This window comes from Kocuria turfanensis (genome assembly GCF_001580365.1).
Taxonomy (GTDB): Bacteria; Actinomycetota; Actinomycetes; order Actinomycetales; family Micrococcaceae; genus Kocuria; species Kocuria turfanensis.
Genome location: NZ_CP014480.1, coordinates 1,040,404 through 1,055,445, shown reverse-complemented (window position 1 = coordinate 1,055,445; position 15,042 = coordinate 1,040,404). Strand labels below are relative to the sequence as shown.

Annotated in this window: 13 protein-coding genes; 10 read left to right on the top strand and 3 right to left on the bottom strand. The window is 75.2% G+C overall.

Features of this window, described 5'->3' with window-relative positions; genetic code table 11:
* Positions 1-3 precede the first annotated feature (3 nt).
* Entirely contained in the window at positions 4-471 is a 468-nt protein-coding gene (locus AYX06_RS04855; RefSeq protein ID WP_062734831.1) for a tRNA (cytidine(34)-2'-O)-methyltransferase, read from the bottom strand.
* A gap of 59 nt (positions 472-530) precedes the next feature.
* Between AYX06_RS04855 and AYX06_RS04850 the strand changes: the two genes are divergently transcribed.
* The 10 genes from AYX06_RS04850 to secA all read left to right on the top strand — a co-directional run bounded on the left by AYX06_RS04850 (position 531) and on the right by secA (position 13,440).
* Positions 531-1,736: a cysteine desulfurase family protein gene (locus AYX06_RS04850; RefSeq protein ID WP_062734830.1), complete on the top strand. Its 1,206-nt coding sequence runs from the start codon at positions 531-533 to the stop codon at positions 1,734-1,736.
* A gap of 100 nt (positions 1,737-1,836) precedes the next feature.
* Positions 1,837-3,033, top strand: a complete 1,197-nt coding sequence (gene mnmA / locus AYX06_RS04845) for a tRNA 2-thiouridine(34) synthase MnmA (RefSeq protein ID WP_084271451.1) — start codon at positions 1,837-1,839, stop codon at positions 3,031-3,033.
* Positions 3,034-3,043: 10 nt separating this feature from the next.
* A complete protein-coding gene (locus tag AYX06_RS04840) occupies positions 3,044-3,445 on the top strand; it encodes a chorismate mutase (protein ID WP_062734828.1) in 402 nt (133 codons plus the stop codon).
* Positions 3,442-4,494, top strand: coding sequence for a uroporphyrinogen decarboxylase/cobalamine-independent methonine synthase family protein (locus AYX06_RS04835; RefSeq protein WP_062734827.1), 1,053 nt, complete (start codon positions 3,442-3,444; stop codon positions 4,492-4,494). The genes AYX06_RS04840 and AYX06_RS04835 overlap by 4 nt, the downstream gene beginning before the upstream one ends.
* Before the next feature lie 163 nt (positions 4,495-4,657).
* Entirely contained in the window at positions 4,658-5,341 is a 684-nt protein-coding gene (mtrA, locus tag AYX06_RS04830; RefSeq protein ID WP_062734826.1) for an MtrAB system response regulator MtrA, read from the top strand.
* Positions 5,338-7,083, top strand: a complete 1,746-nt coding sequence (gene mtrB, locus AYX06_RS04825; protein ID WP_062734825.1) for an MtrAB system histidine kinase MtrB — start codon at positions 5,338-5,340, stop codon at positions 7,081-7,083. Before mtrA ends, mtrB begins: the two co-directional genes overlap by 4 nt.
* Positions 7,080-8,771 carry an LpqB family beta-propeller domain-containing protein gene (locus AYX06_RS04820; protein WP_062734824.1) on the top strand — a complete coding sequence of 564 codons (1,692 nt, stop codon included), beginning with the start codon at positions 7,080-7,082 and terminating at the stop codon, positions 8,769-8,771. The genes mtrB and AYX06_RS04820 overlap by 4 nt, the downstream gene beginning before the upstream one ends.
* 166 nt (positions 8,772-8,937) lie before the next feature.
* Positions 8,938-9,732 (top strand): ComF family protein, encoded by a 795-nt coding sequence (locus tag AYX06_RS04815; RefSeq protein ID WP_084271450.1) that lies wholly within the window; start codon positions 8,938-8,940, stop codon positions 9,730-9,732.
* Between the two features lie 89 nt (positions 9,733-9,821).
* Complete coding sequence (gene hpf, locus AYX06_RS04810) at positions 9,822-10,508, top strand: ribosome hibernation-promoting factor, HPF/YfiA family (protein ID WP_062734823.1); 687 nt, start codon at positions 9,822-9,824, stop codon at positions 10,506-10,508.
* Between the two features lie 190 nt (positions 10,509-10,698).
* The gene (gene secA, locus AYX06_RS04805) at positions 10,699-13,440 is read left to right on the top strand and encodes a preprotein translocase subunit SecA (RefSeq protein WP_062736884.1); all 2,742 of its coding nucleotides are present in this window, start codon (positions 10,699-10,701) and stop codon (positions 13,438-13,440) included.
* 27 nt (positions 13,441-13,467) lie between these two features.
* Here secA and AYX06_RS04800 read toward each other — a convergent pair whose 3' ends face one another.
* Together AYX06_RS04800 and AYX06_RS04795 are read right to left on the bottom strand one after the other, a co-directional pair.
* On the bottom strand, positions 13,468-13,983 hold the full coding sequence (locus AYX06_RS04800; RefSeq protein WP_062734822.1) for an Rv3235 family protein: 516 nt from the start codon (positions 13,981-13,983) through the stop codon (positions 13,468-13,470).
* 158 nt (positions 13,984-14,141) lie between these two features.
* Positions 14,142-14,936 (bottom strand): LysM peptidoglycan-binding domain-containing protein, encoded by a 795-nt coding sequence (locus AYX06_RS04795; RefSeq protein ID WP_062734821.1) that lies wholly within the window; start codon positions 14,934-14,936, stop codon positions 14,142-14,144.
* Between the last annotated feature and the right edge of the window lie 106 nt (positions 14,937-15,042).

The window sequence follows — 15,042 nt, the reverse complement described above, 5'->3', positions numbered from 1 at the left end:
GGGCTACCGGCCGGCGCCGGCGAAGCCCAGCTGGCGCCAGGCCTCGTAGACGGCGATGGACGCCGAGTTCGCGAGGTTGAGGGAGCGGCGGGCGGGCAGCATCGGGATCCGGACCCGCGCGGTGACGTGCGGGTCCGCCTTCACCTCCGCGGGCAGCCCCACGGACTCGCGGCCGAAGAGCAGCACGTCGCCGGGGCGGTAGGCGACGTCGGTGTGCGCCAGCTCCCCGTCCGTGGTGAAGGCGAAGACCCGCTCCGGGGCCAGCGCCGCCCACGCCGTCTCCAGGTCGGGGTGCACGGTGAGCACGGCGAGGTCGTGGTAGTCCAGGCCGGCCCGGCGCAGGTGCGCGGAGCCGAAGTCGAAGCCCAGCGGCTCCACGAGGTGCAGCTCGGCCCCGGTGACGGCGGCCAGGCGGATCGCGTTGCCGGTGTTGCCCGGGATCTCGGGGGTGTGGAAGAGGATGCGGAGCATGCCCGCCAGTCTACGGACGCCGGGCCGGCGCCCGGCCCGGCGTCCGTAGACTGGAGGGCGTGCCGCACCGTCCCGTCTACCTCGACCACGCCGCCACCGCGCCCCTGCGGCCCTCCGCGCTCGCCGCGGTCACCGAGCAGCTGGCCCGCGGCGGCAACCCCTCCTCGCTGCACCGGGCCGGGCGGTCGGCACGCACGGTGGTCGAACAGGCCCGTGACGACGTCGCCGCGGCCCTCGGCGCGGACCCCGTCGAGGTGATCTTCACCTCCGGGGGCACCGAGGCCGACAACCTGGCCGTGCAGGGCCTGTACCGGCACCGCCGGGAGGCCGACCCGCGCCGCCGCCGCATCCTCGTCTCCTCGGTGGAGCACGCCGCGGTCGCCGAGACCGTGGAGTGGCTGGCCGAGCACGAGGGCGCCGAGCCCGTGCACCTGCCCGTCGACGCCGCCGGCCGGGTGGACCCGGCCGCGGTCCGGGCGGAGCTGGCCCGGGACCCCGGCGCCGTGGCGCTGCTGAGCGTCATGTGGGCCAACAACGAGGTCGGCACCGTCCAGCCCGTGGCGGAGCTGGCCGCGCTCGCCGAGGAGTTCGGCGTCCCCTTCCACTGCGACGCCGTCCAGGCCTTCGGCTCCCTGCCCGTCGACGCGCACCTGCCCGGGCTGACCACGCTGGCCGTCTCGGCGCACAAGGTGGGCGGACCGGTGGGCGCGGGAGCCCTCGTGGCCGGGCGCGCGGTGGGGCTCGCGCCGGTCCAGCACGGCGGCGGGCAGGAGCGCAGGATCCGCTCCGGCACCCTCGACGCCGCCGCGCTCGCCGGCTTCGGGGTCGCGGCCCGGGAGGCCGTGGCCGAGCGGGCCGAGGAGGCCGAGCGGCTCGCGGGCCTGCGCGACCGCCTGGTGGCGGGCGTGCGGCGGGTCGTGCCGGAGGCCGTCCTGCGCGGGCCGGAGGACCCCGAGCACACGGGTGCCCGGCTGCCCGGCAACGCCCACTTCACCTTCCCCGGGTGCGAGGGGGACTCGCTGCTGTTCCTGCTCGACGGCGCCGGGATCGCCTCCTCCACCGGCTCCGCCTGCCACGCCGGGGTGCCCCGGGCGTCCTCCGTGCTGCTGGCCATGGGCCTGGACGAGGCCACCGCCCGCGGGGCCCAGCGCTTCAGCCTGGGGCGCACGAGCACCGAGGCCGACGTCGACGCCCTGCTCGACGCGCTGCCCGAGGTCCACGCCCGGGCCCGGCGCGCCGGGCTCTCCGGCACGCCCCCGGGCTGAGCCGCCCCCCGGTGCCGGGAATAGGCCCCGGCACCGGGTCGTTGAGCCCACGACCCCCGACCCCGACCCACCTGCCCCCGCGCAGGGGAAGGACCCGACCGTGCGAGTACTGGCAGCCATGAGCGGCGGCGTCGACTCGGCCGTGGCGGCGGCCCGGGCCGTCGACGCCGGCCACGACGTCACGGGCGTGCACCTGGCCCTCTCCCGCACCCCCGGCACCCTGCGCACCGGCTCCCGCGGCTGCTGCACGATCGAGGACTCCCGGGACGCGTGGCGCGCCGCCGACGTGCTGGGCATCCCCTACTACGTGTGGGACTTCTCCGAGCGCTTCCAGGCCGACGTCGTCGACGACTTCGTCGCCGAGTACGCCGCCGGGCGCACGCCCAACCCGTGCCTGCGCTGCAACGAGAAGATCAAGTTCGCGGCCCTGCTGGAGAAGGCCCTCGCCCTGGGCTTCGACGCCGTGTGCACCGGCCACTACGCCAAGGTCGTCCAGGACGCCGACGGCCGGCGGGAGCTGCACCGGGCCGCGGACTGGGCCAAGGACCAGTCCTACGTGCTGGGGGTGCTCACCGCCGAGCAGCTCGAGCACGTGCTGCTCCCGCTGGCCGACACCCCGTCCAAGGCCGAGGTGCGGGCCGAGGCGGCCCGCCGCGGCCTGTCCGTGGCGCAGAAGCCCGACTCCCACGACATCTGCTTCATCCCCGACGGCGACACCCGCGGCTGGCTCGCGGAGCGCATCGAGATGCGCGAGGGCGAGATCCGCGACGTCGAGGGCACCGTCGTCGGCACCCACCCCGGGGCCAACGCGTTCACCGTGGGCCAGCGCAAGGGCCTGCGGATCGGCACCCCCGCCCCCGACGGCAAGCCGCGCTTCGTGCTGGAGATCCGGCCGAAGACCAACGAGGTGGTCGTGGGCCCGGAGTCGATGCTCGCCGTGGACGAGCTGCGCGGGATCCGCCCCTCCTGGGCCGGGGCGCCCGTGCCCGAGGCGGCGCCGGTGCTGCGGCCCGGGGCCGCGGCGGGGGAGGCGTCGGCGTCGTTCCCCGTCCTCGCGCAGGTCCGTGCGCACGGGGACCCAGTGGCCGCCCGGGCGCACCTGGAGCTCGTCGAGGGGGACGGCGGCGCCCCGCTGCCCGAGCTGGTGGTCCGGCTCGAGGAGCCGCTGCGCGGGGTCGCCCCCGGGCAGTCCGTCGTGCTCTACCAGGGAACCCGCGTGCTCGGGCAGGCCACCGTGGACCGCGCGCACTCGCTGGCCCGCCCGGACGTCGCGGGCGGGTCCGGCGCCGGCCGATAGACTGGCGGGCATGAGCGCTCCGCACCCCCACGCCTCCGCCGACGTCCGTGCCCACCACGACTTCGACCCCGCGGCGTCCTCGCTGCGGGGCGAGGCGGATCCCGAGGTGCTCGCCGAGCTGCAGTCCATCCGCGGCACCATCGACAACATCGACGCGGCCCTCGTGCACCTGCTCGCCGAGCGGTTCAAGGCCACCCAGCGCGTCGGGGTGCTCAAGGCCACCCACGGCCTGCCCGCCGGGGACCCGGACCGCGAGACGGCCCAGATCGGCCGGCTGCGCGCCCTCGCCGCCTCCGCCCAGCTCGACCCGGAGTTCGCGGAGAAGTTCCTGAACTTCATCATCAGCGAGGTCATCCGCCACCACGTGGCCATCTCCGAGGACCACCGGCGGCAGGACCCGGACGAGTCGTGAACCGCGCACCCGACCCCCGCCGCACCGACCCCGACGTCCCGCACGTCGTGGGCACGGCCCTGGGCGCGATGCCCGGCACCGACGTGGTGGAGACCGTCACGCTGCTGCGCGGGGAGCTCGGGGCCCCGCACCTCTCCTTCCTGCCGTCGCTGCCCGCCCGCGGGCCGGCCGCGGACCCGGTGGCCCGCACCGCCGCGGTGCTCGACGAGCTCCACGCGGACCGCCAGCCGCACGGGCTGCGCGTCTCCGGGGTCCCCGGCAAGGACTCCCGGGCCGCCCGGGCCCTGCTGGCCGGCGACGTCAACGTCCTCGCCGACGTGATCGGCGCCGAGAGCGGCGGCGACGACGCCCCGGTCAAGACCCAGCTGCTCGGCCCGCTCACCCTCGCCGCCCGGCTGCACCTGCACGCCGGGGAGCGCGCCCTCAAGGACCACGGCGCCCGCCGCGACCTGCGCGACTCCCTGGCCTCCGGCGTCACCGCGCACGTGCGCGCCGTGCGGGCCGCGGCGCCCGGCCGCGAGATCGTCGTCCAGCTGGACGAGCCGGACCTGGCGCAGGTGCTCGCGGGCACCCTGCCCACGATGAGCGGCTACCGGACCCTGCGGGCCGTGCCCGCGGCGGAGGCCCGGACCTCCCTGGCCGCCGTGGTGGAGGCCTGCCGGCAGGCCGGGGCCGCCGCCGTCGCGCTGCGGCTTCCCCCGGGGGTCGACTCCCGGCTGGCCCCGGAGGCCGGTGCCGACGCCGTGCAGCTGACCGCCCCGGAGGGCACCGCCCGCGACTGGGAACCGCTCGCGGCGCTCGTGGAGAACGGCACCGAGCTGTGGCTCGGCCTCGTCCCCGTGCCCCCCGCCGGAGCCGGCGCCGAGGCGCTCGCCGCGGCGGTGTGGCGGATCTGGCGTGACCTGGGGCTGCCCGCGGGGGCCCTGGACCGCGTGCGCATCACGCCCCGGGAGGACCTCCTCGCCCTGGGCCCCGACGGGGTGCGCGAGGTCCTCTCCCGCGTCACCGGAACCGCCTCGGCCCTCGCCCGCACCGCGGCCGAGGCGTGAGGCGGGCCCCCGTGGCGGTCGACACACAGCGCGCCGAGGTGCGCGGCCCGGCCGGGATCGGGGACAATGCAGGTGGACCCCGGTCCAGCACGGTGCCCCGGACCTCCCGGGGCCACGGCGGGAGCCGCCTTCGGCGGGTCCGCCCGATCCCAGCGGAGAGGCGATGAACGCGCGAATACTGGTCGTCGACGACGACGCTGCCCTGTCGGAGATGATCGGGATCGTCCTGACCGCGGAGGGCTTCGAGCCCGTCTTCTGCTACGACGGCGGCACGGCCGTGGACACGTTCCGCGCCGTGCGCCCGGACCTGCTGCTGCTCGACCTCATGCTCCCGGGCAAGGACGGCATCCAGGTCTGCCGTGAGATCCGCACCATCTCCGACGTCCCGGTCGTGATGCTCACCGCGAAGTCGGACACCGTCGACGTCGTGCGCGGGCTGGAGGCCGGCGCCGACGACTACGTGCCCAAGCCCTTCAAGCCGGCCGAGCTCGTGGCCCGGGTCCGGGCCCGTCTGCGCCCGGTCGAGCGCGCCCACTCCTCCGAGCTGCGGATCGGTGACCTGACCATCGACGTCAGCGGGCACAGCGTGCACCGCGGCGACCACGAGATCAACCTCACCCCGCTCGAGTTCGACCTGCTCACCGCCCTGGCCCGGGCCCCGCACCAGGTCTTCTCCCGCGAGATGCTGCTGCGCGACGTGTGGGGCTACCAGCACGCCGCCGACACCCGGCTGGTCAACGTCCACGTGCAGCGGCTGCGCTCCAAGGTCGAGCGGGACCCGGAGAACCCCGAGATCGTGGTCACCGTGCGCGGTGTCGGCTACAAGGCGGGCTCGTCCGCCCGATGACCCCGCCGGACGCCGTCGCCTCCCCCCGGCGCCGCGGGCCGGTCCGCGCCACGGGCCGCCGCCTGCAGCTGTTCCGGCTCCTCCTGGCGCGCCGCTGGCGGCAGTCCCTGCAGTTCCGCGCCATCGCCGTGTCCCTGTCCCTGACGGCACTGGCGTTCTTCGTCACGGGCAGCTTCCTCTCGCACCAGATCGCCGACCGGCTCTTCAGCGAGCGCCTCGACCAGGTGCTCGCCTCGGCCACCGCGGACTTCGAGCAGGTGCAGGACAGCTTCGACGCCTCGGACGCCTCGGACCGCGACGAGCTGCAGGCGCTCGTCGCCTCCTCCCTGGGCGCGCTCTCGGTCGACGGCGCCGAGACGGAGCGCTGGATCCTCCTGCCGATGGACTACACGAGCGGGCAGACCCTCATCCCGGCGCAGAGCCAGAGCCCGTGGATGACGTCGAGCACCGTCCCGCAGGAGCTGCAGGAGCGGCTCGCGGAGCAGGACGGGGTGTTCTGGCAGCCCGCGTCGGTGCCGATGACGGAGAACGGCGACGAGGCCCCGGTCGTCGTCGTGGGCACGGTGGTGGAGCTCTACCAGAACTCCCGCTACGGGCTCTACCTCGTCTACGACTTCTCCGAGCCCCAGCGGACCCTCGACGCGATGCACGCGGTGCTGCTGCTGTCGGTCGTGGTGCTGCTCCTGCTCGTGGGCGCGATCGTCTGGTACGTGACCCGGGAGGTCGTCCGCCCCGTCTCCAGCACGGCCCGGGTGGCCGAGCAGCTCGCCGAGGGCGACCTCGGGGTGCGCCTGCCGGTCAGCGGCTCGCACGAGGTCGCCCGGCTGGCGCGCTCCTTCAACCGGATGGCCGACAGCCTGCAGGAGCAGATCACCCAGCTGGAGCAGCTCTCCTCGATGCAGCAGACCTTCGTCTCCGACGTCTCCCACGAGCTGCGCACCCCGCTGACCACGGTCCGGATGGCCGCGGAGGTGCTGTTCAACGCCCGCGAGGACTTCGACCCCGTCAACCGGCGCTCCGCCGAGCTGCTCTACCACCAGGTGGACCGCTTCGACTCCCTCCTGGCCGACCTGCTCGAGATCTCCCGCTTCGACGCCGGCGCCGCCCGGCTGGAGGTGACCAGCGTGGAGCTGTTCTCGGTGGTGCACGACGTCGTGGAGGGCGCCGCCCCGCTCGCGGTCTCCTCGGGGTCGGCCGTGCGCGTGCGCTCCGAGCTGTCCCGCTGCACGGTCCAGGGCGACCAGCGGCGGATCGAGCGGATCCTGCGCAACCTCGTCGTGAACGCCCTGGAGCACGGGGAGGGCCGGCCCATCGACATCGTCGTGGGCGCCTCCGACGTCGCGGCGGCCGTGGCCGTGCGGGACCACGGCATCGGCATGGACGAGGAGGAGGCGGAGAAGGTGTTCAACCGCTTCTGGCGCGCCGACCCCGCCCGGGCCCGCACCACGGGCGGGACCGGCCTGGGCCTGGCCATCGCCACCGAGGACACCCGCCTGCACGGGGGCCGCCTCGACGTCTGGGGCGCCCCGGGGGAGGGCGCCTGCTTCCGGCTCACCCTGCCCCGCACCCGCGCGCGCCGGCTCGGCCCGGAGGACCCCAGCCCCGTCGGGCTGCCCCCGGACGCCGCCGCCTACCCGGAGACGGCGGAGGTGACGGCCACCGGCACCCTGGTCCTGACGTCCGTGCGGCCGCCGGAGCAGACCCCTCCGGCGGCGCCGGCCGACGAGGAGGGCCGGCCATGAGCAGCACCCACCGCCGCCGGGCGACCGCCGCCGCCCTGTGCCTGGCCGTGGTCCTCGGCGGCTGCGGCGCCATCCCGCGCTCCGGGCCGGTCCACCGCCACGCCGAGCCCACCCGCACCACGGCCGAGCCCACCTACGACGTCGCGCCGGCGGGCCCCCAGGACGGCGCGGAGCCCGAGCAGGTGGTCCGCGGCTTCCTCGCCGCCGGCACGGGCGTGGACGACGACTACTCCGTGGCCCGGGAGTACCTGACCCCGGAGCTCGCGGCGACCTGGCACCCCGACGCGCGCACCATCGTGCACCGCGGCGAGCCGTCGCTCGTGCCCCGGCTGGAGGAGAACGAGTACCGGATGAGCCTGGAGATCGCCGCCGTGGTGGACGGCACGGGCGTGATCGAGCGCAAGCCCGCCGGGGCCGCCGAGGTGCTCGACTTCGACGTGGTCCAGGTGGACGGGCAGTGGCGGATCTCGGACGCCCCCGACGCCACCGTGCTCACCGCCTCGGACTTCGAGGAGATCTTCGAGCCCCACCAGCTGTACTTCGCCGACACGGACCAGAGCAACTTCGTCGCGGACCCGCGCTGGTTCCCCGACCGCACGCCCGTGTCCACCTCGATCGTGCGCGGCCTGCTCGGCGGCCCCGCCCCCTACCTGCGCGGCGCGGTGAGCACCGCCTTCCCCGCCGGCACCACGCTGGCGCGCTCGGCGGTGCCGGTGCGCAACGGCACCGCCACCGTGGAGCTCAGCGTGCCCGACTTCGACCCGGCGAACATCGAGACCAACCGGCGGATGCACGACCAGCTCGCGCTGAGCCTGCGCTCGCTCACCGCCGTGAACGACGTCGAGCTGCTCGTGGACGGCGCGCCCGTGGAGCTCGGGGCCGGGTGGACCGACGCGGCCCCGGTCGAGGACGTCACGGTCCCGTCCCGGCAGATCGGCCTGCGCGACGGCGAGCTCGCGTTCTACCAGGGCGGCCAGACCGACGCCGTCAGCGGCCTCGCGCCGCTGGACGGCCACCGGCCCTCCAGCCCGGCGATGGACGCCGCCGCCGAGCACTTCGCGTTCGTGGACGCCGGCACCGGCGCCCTGGTGACCGTGGACCGCGAGTCGGAGCCCGTGGAGCGCTTCAGCGGGACGGGGCTGACCCGCCCGAGCTTCGACGAGCACGGGTGGGTCTGGGCCGCGGACTCCGCCGGGGCCGTGCGGGCCGTGCGCCCCGGGGTCCGGGACGCGGAGCCGGTGCGCGTCGAGGCCCCGTGGCTGGCCGCGCGGACGGCGACGTCCCTGCGGATCTCCCGCGGCGGCACACGGGCGCTCGTGGTCACCCAGGACGACGGGGACGCGCAGGTGTGGCTCTCGGGCGTGGTGCGCGGGCCCGAGGGCGCCCCGCAGAGGCTCAACGAGCCCTACCGGGTGGCGGCCGACGTGGACGCGGACGTGGCGCTGTGGCTCAGCGACCGGGAGTTCGTGACCGCCCCCCTCGGCGGGACCGGGTCCGTGCGGCCCCGGGTCTACGACGTGTCGGGGCGCTACCGGGAGCTGCCCGGCCTGGAGGGGCTCACGGGGCTCAGCGGCGGCAACGGCACCTCCTCGGTCTACGCCGTGGCCGACGGGACGCTGCACATGCTCACCGGCAACGCCTGGGCCCCGCAGAGCGAGGACGTGCGGGACACCGCCTTCGCCGGCTGACCTCCCGGCCCGGAGCCCGCCGGCGGGGACGTCGGTCTCCGGGCGGCACGCCGGCGCGCCTCCCGGCGCCGGTTGGCCCATCGGCGCCGGGCGGTCCACAGGCGCGGCCGTCCGGATCCGGGTCCGCCCCGGGCGCCGGGCGGGCCCTCCGGCCCACGATGGGCCCATGCCCGTCGTTCCGCACCGCGTCCGCGCCCTGGACCGTGCGGCAGCCCGCGCCCTGGACCGCCTGGCCGAGGCCGCCGAGGTCCTCGTGCCGGTGGAGTGCGCGGTGTGCCGGGCGCCGGGCAGCAGCCTGTGCCGGGGCTGCCGGATGCTGCTGCGCCGCTCCTGCGCCCGGCCGTTCGAGGCCTCCTCGACCGCGCCCCTGCTCGGGCCGTGCCTGCCCGTGACCGCCGCCGGCCGCTACGCCCACGAGCTGGCGAGCTGCCTGCTCGCGTTCAAGGACGGCGGCCGCACCGACCTCGCCCCCGTCCTCGCGGCCGGTCTGGCCACGGCCCTGCGCGCGGCCGCGCCGTCGTGGCCGCCGGGGCCCGTGCTCCTGGTCCCGGTGCCCACGGCGCCGTCCGCCCTGCGCCGGCGCTGGTTCGACCCCGTGCTCGTCCTGCTGGAGGACTGCGCACGCCGCGGGGTGCTCCCGACGGGGACCGCGGTCGCCGGGCACCTGCGGCACCGCGGCGGCGTGCTCCCCGGACCGGCGCAGAAGAGGTTCGGCCGCGCGGGCCGGCGCACCCGGCAGGCGGGGTCGCTGCGGGCGGTCGTGCCCGCCGGGGCCCGCTGCGTCGTCGTCGACGACGTGCTGACCACGGGGGCGACCCTCGCCGAGGCGGCCCGGGCGCTGCGGGCCGGCGGCGCCGACGTGGTGGGCGCCGTGGTCCTCGCGGCCGTGCGCCCGCCGGCGGTTCCGCTGACCGCTGATTCCCGCCCGGCGCCTCCGGGGGCTGGTGAATATCGACTGTGATTCCACTAACGTTGAGTCACGGGACGCAACAATCCTCCCGGGTGGGCGGCCCCATCCGCCCACGTCACCCCCGACAACTGGAGGGCATCATGGAACTGAACGTCATGGGGCGCAACGTCGCCGTACCGGAGCGGTTCAAGGAGTACGCCGCCGAGAAGGTCGTCAAGTTCGAGGAGCTGGGCGAGAAGGTCCAGCGCATTGATGTCAAGGTCACCAAGGACCACGCGATGCCGGGTCACCAGGGCATGGGCGTGGAGATCACGGTGTCCGGGCGCGGCCCCGTCCTGCGGGCCGAGGCACGCGGCGACGACAAGTTCGCGGCCTTCGACGAGGCCTACAGCAAGCTGCTCGAGCGGCTGCGCCGCGCGCGCGACCGCCGCAAGGTGCACCGCGGCGCCCACCGCCCCACCGCCGTTCACGAGGCCACCGGCGCCCTGCCCGTGGTCCCGAGTTCCGGACCCATCTACACCACCCCCGAAGAGCTCGCGACCGCCGAGCAGGAGGCGTTCGACCAGAGCGTGAGCCTCACCGACGCGGTCACGCCCGTCGAGATCCGGCGCAAGCGGTTCCCCGCCGCCGAGCTGAGCGTCGACGAGGCCGTCGACCACATGGAACTGGTCGGCCACGACTTCTACCTCTTCCTCGACAAGGAGACGGGGGAGCCCTCCGCCGTCTACCGCCGCAAGGGCTGGAGCTACGGCGTGATCAGCCTCAGCGAGAACGGCGAGGAGCCCCAGGAGAGCGTCCGGGCGTACCAGACCGAGGGCGCCCGCTGAGCGCGCACCGCTGAGCGCGGGACCCCGCCGGCCGGGAGCCGGCCGGGTCCCGCCCCGGAGGAGCCCGGTGGTCGGCGCCACCGGGCTCCTCCGTGCCCGCCGGAACGGGCCTGCTCCCGTAGACTGGAGCAGGTGCCGTAATCCCCCCACCAGCCCAACACGGCAGTCGAACACCGAGGAGCGTGTGCACGTGGCGTCATTCCTGGAGAAAGTCCTCAGGACCGGAGACAAGAAGGTCCTGACGAGGCTGCGGTCCTACACGGCCGCCATCAACAGCCTCGAGGACAGCTTCCGGGAGCTCAGCGACGCGGAGCTGCGCGCCGAGACGGACGCCTTCCGCGCCCGGGTGGCCGACGGCGAGTCGCTGGACCGGCTGCTGCCCGAGGCCTTCGCCGTGGTCCGGGAGGCGGCCTCGCGCACCCTGGGCCAGCGCCACTACGACGTGCAGCTCATGGGCGGCGCCGCCCTGCACCTCGGCAACATCGCCGAGATGAAGACCGGTGAGGGCAAGACCCTCGTCGCCACGGCCCCGGCCTACCTCAACGCGCTCACCGGCAAGGGCGTGCACGTCGTCACCGTGAACGACTACCTGGCCGAGTACCAGGCCAACCTGATGGGCCGCGTCTACCGGTTCCTCGGCATGGAGACCGGGGTGGTGCTGGCCAACCAGGACCCCGCGACCCGGCGGCAGCAGTACGTCGCGGACATCACCTACGGCACGAACAACGAGTTCGGCTTCGACTACCTGCGCGACAACATGGCCTGGAGCCCCGACGAGCTCGTCCAGCGCGGGCACAACTTCGCGATCGTCGACGAGGTCGACTCCATCCTCATCGACGAGGCGCGCACCCCGCTGATCATCTCCGGGCCGGCCTCCGGCGAGGCCAACCGGTGGTACACCGAGTTCGGCCGCCTCGTGCAGCGCCTGAAGCCGGAGACGGACTACGAGGTCGACGAGAAGAAGCGCACCGTGGGCGTGCTCGAGTCCGGGATCGAGAAGGTCGAGGACTGGCTGGGCATCGACAACCTCTACGAGGCGCAGAACACCCCCCTCATCGGTTTCCTGAACAACGCGATCAAGGCCAAGGAGCTCTTCCGGGCCAACAAGGACTACGTGGTGCTCAAGGGCGAGGTGGTGATCGTCGACGAGCACACCGGCCGCATCCTCGCCGGGCGCCGCTACAACGAGGGCATGCACCAGGCCATCGAGGCCAAGGAGGGCGTGGAGATCAAGGCGGAGAACCAGACCCTCGCCACGGTCACCCTGCAGAACTACTTCCGCCTCTACGACAAGCTCTCCGGCATGACGGGCACGGCCGAGACCGAGGCCGCCGAGTTCATGAACACCTACGGGCTGGGCGTCGTGTCCATCGAGACCCACCGCCCGCTCGCCCGCATCGACCGCCCCGACCTCGTCTACAAGAACGAGGTCGCCAAGTTCGCCGCCGTGGTCAAGGACATCGAGGAGCGCCACGCCAAGGGCCAGCCGGTGCTGGTGGGCACGGTGTCGGTCGAGAAGAGCGAGTACCTCTCCAAGCTGCTGGCCCAGCGCGGGGTCCGCCACGAGGTGCTCAACGCGAAGAACCACGCCCGCGAGGCCGCGATCGTCGCCCAGGCCGGACGCCGGGGTGCCGTCACGGTCGCCACGAACATGGCCGGCCGCGGCACCGACATCATGCTGGGCGGCAACGCCGAGTTCAACGCGGTGGACCGGATGCGCGAGCGGGGCCTGGACCCCCAGCGCGACGCCGAGGAGTACGAGCGCGTCTGGCCCGAGGTGCTCGCCGCCTGCGAGGCCGAGACCAAGGCGGAGCACCAGGAGGTCGTCGAGGTCGGCGGCCTCTACGTGCTGGGCACGGAGCGGCACGAGTCCCGGCGCATCGACAACCAGCTGCGCGGGCGGTCCGGGCGCCAGGGCGACCCGGGCGAGTCGCGGTTCTACCTGTCGCTGGCCGACGACCTCATGCGCCTGTTCAACGCCGGCGCCGCCCAGCGGCTCATGGCAGGAGCCCCGGACGACACCGCGCTCGAGCACAAGATCGTCTCCCGGGCCATCGCCTCCGCGCAGAGCCAGGTGGAGGGCCGCAACGCCGAGCAGCGCAAGAACGTCCTGAAGTACGACGACGTCCTCAACCGCCAGCGCGAGGCCGTCTACCGGGACCGCCGCCGCGTCCTGGAGGGCGACGACCTGCAGGAGCAGATCGTCCAGTTCGTCGACGAGGTCATCAGCTCCACGGTCGAGGACCGCACCGCGGTGGGCCATCCCGAGGACTGGGACCTCGAGGGTCTGTGGGAGTCGCTGCGCACGATCTACCCGGTGACCCTCACGGTCGACGAGGTCGTGGAGGAGGCCGGCGGGCGCACCCGCCTCACCGCCGAGTTCCTGCGCGAGCAGATCCTCTCCGACGCCCGCCTCCTCTACGCCCAGCGCGAGGAGGAGGTCGGCCCGGAGGCCATGCGCAACCTGGAGCGGCGTGTGCTGCTCTCGGTCATCGGGCGCAGGTGGCCCGAGCACCTGTACGAGATGGACTACCTCAAGGAGGGCATCGGCCTGCGCGCCATGGCCCAGCGCGACCCGCTCGTGGAGTACCAGCGCGAGGGGTACGCGATGTTCCAGGAGATGATGGGAGCGATCCGCGAGGAGACGGTCTCCACGCTGTTCCGGATGGAGATCCGCCGTCAGCGCGTGGGCGCCGACGGCGGTCCCGTGGAGCTGCAGATCCCGCGCCAGCCCAGCTTCCTGCAGTACACCGCGCCGGGCGAGACCGGCGGGACGCAGACCCGGGTGGAGCCGGCGCCCGCGGCGGCCCGCGCCCGCGCGGACGGATCGGCCGGAGCTGACGGATCGGCCGGCGCGGACGAGCCGACCCCGAACCGGGCGGAGCGCAGGGCCCGCGCCCGGGCCGGCAGCGCCGAGGCCGCCGAGGGCTGAGCGGAGCGGGCCGCCCCGGGGCGGCGGTCAGCCGACCTCGAGCTCGGTGACGCTCCAGCCCCGCCCCAGGCGCTCCACCCGCATGGCCACGGCCCGCCCGCGCCGTGGCTCGACCACCACGAGGGCCACCTCGTAGACGCCGCGGTCCACCCGGCAGACCCGGCACCGGCGGACGTGCGGATTGCGGTGCAGCTCCTGCAGCGAGGCCTTGCCCTCGAACTGCTCCTGCAGCAGCCGCAGCATGTCGGCCCGCTGCTGGAAGCGCTGCACGATCTCCGGAGTGGTCCACCGGGCCAGCTGCGCCGCCGGCCGGCTGCCGCCGAGCACCTCCACGGCCGCCTGGCCGATGGACCGGGCGAGCGCGGTGACGCGGCCCAGCTCGTCCTCGGCGGTGCCGCCGACCACGCGGGTGGCGCCCCAGGTGTAGCCGCCCGGGGCCGTGGGCGGGGCCGGGCGCTCCCGGCGGACCGGCGGCGCGGCCGGGGACGGCCGGGGAGCGAGCGGCCGGGCGACAGGATCGGAGCCGGCGGCGGGTGCGTTCATGACGGGCCTCCTGGGAGCGGTGCGGGAGTGGACGGGGCCGGGCGGTCGGAACGGGGCGGTCAGGTCGGAGTGGTCAGGTCGGAGTGGTCGGGACGGAGTGGTCAAGGTCGGAGTGGTCGGGACGGAGTGGTCAGGTCGGAGTGGCCGGGGCCGAGTGGTCAGTGGTCCCCGGTGCCGGGCACCACGAGCCGCTGGCCGGGGAGCAGCAGATGAGGCCCGTGCACCAGGACGCGCCGGTTCAGCTCGTACCAGGCGGGCCAGGCGCGGTCGACGTCCTCGGCCGAGGCCCCGGGGCCGAGCTGCGCCGCCGCGAGGGACCACAGGGTGTCGCCGCGCAGGACGGTGACGACGCCGTCGACCGTGCGCTCGGCCGGCGTCGGGTGCGCTCCCCGAGACCGCGACGCCTCCTCGCTCGAAGGCGCGGCGGGCGGACGGAGCGGTGCCGGGTGTGCCGGTGCGGGGGCGGCCGCACCGGCGGACGGCGGTCCGTCCGGAGCGGACCCGGAGGACCCGTGCACCGCCGTGCCGCCGGACCAGAAGGGGGAGGGCGTCTTGTCGGCGACCGCGCCCGGGGTCGCGACGAGCTGCAGCCCCAGGGCCGTGGCGGCGACCCGGCGCAGCAGCGCCGGGGAGCAGCGCCCGCACAGCCGGCCCAGGCGCTCCCACCGGTGGTGCCCGGCCAGCACCGCCAGGACGGCGAGGGCGGCGGCCACCGCCCATGCCACCACCACCGCGCAGCCGAGGCCGGCCGCCGCGAGTCCGATCAGCTGCTCGGGGTCCGTGGCGGCGGACCACGGGGCGCCGCGTGTCCCGCCGCGGTGCTCGTCCCCGGGCGGAGCCCCGCCGAGGAGGACGGCGCCGCTGGCGGCGAGCGACAGACCGAGGGCGGGCAGCAGCAGGGCCGGCCACAGCTCGGTCACGGCGCGGGACGCGGAGCCTGCCGTAGTGCCCATGCGCGTCCCTCGCTGTTCCCGCCGAAATCTGGTCTTTGATGCTGTTTGATGTCGTTTGACACGTTTTGGTGTCATGGGAGATTGGTAGCACCGTGACCGGCCGGGT

Bases quoted from the DNA above. Each gene is read 5' to 3' on its own strand.
- AYX06_RS04820 (WP_062734824.1), top strand. From the start codon at position 7,080: ATGAGCAGCACCCACCGCCGCCGGGCGACCGCCGCCGCCCTGTGCCTG.
- mtrA (WP_062734826.1), top strand. From the start codon at position 4,658: ATGAACGCGCGAATACTGGTCGTCGACGACGACGCTGCCCTGTCGGAG.
- hpf (WP_062734823.1), top strand. From the start codon at position 9,822: ATGGAACTGAACGTCATGGGGCGCAACGTCGCCGTACCGGAGCGGTTC.
- AYX06_RS04800 (WP_062734822.1), bottom strand. From the start codon at position 13,983: ATGAACGCACCCGCCGCCGGCTCCGATCCTGTCGCCCGGCCGCTCGCT.
- AYX06_RS04855 (WP_062734831.1), bottom strand. From the start codon at position 471: ATGCTCCGCATCCTCTTCCACACCCCCGAGATCCCGGGCAACACCGGC.
- AYX06_RS04840 (WP_062734828.1), top strand. From the start codon at position 3,044: ATGAGCGCTCCGCACCCCCACGCCTCCGCCGACGTCCGTGCCCACCAC.
- AYX06_RS04815 (WP_084271450.1), top strand. From the start codon at position 8,938: ATGCCCGTCGTTCCGCACCGCGTCCGCGCCCTGGACCGTGCGGCAGCC.
- mtrB (WP_062734825.1), top strand. From the start codon at position 5,338: ATGACCCCGCCGGACGCCGTCGCCTCCCCCCGGCGCCGCGGGCCGGTC.
- AYX06_RS04795 (WP_062734821.1), bottom strand. From the start codon at position 14,936: ATGGGCACTACGGCAGGCTCCGCGTCCCGCGCCGTGACCGAGCTGTGG.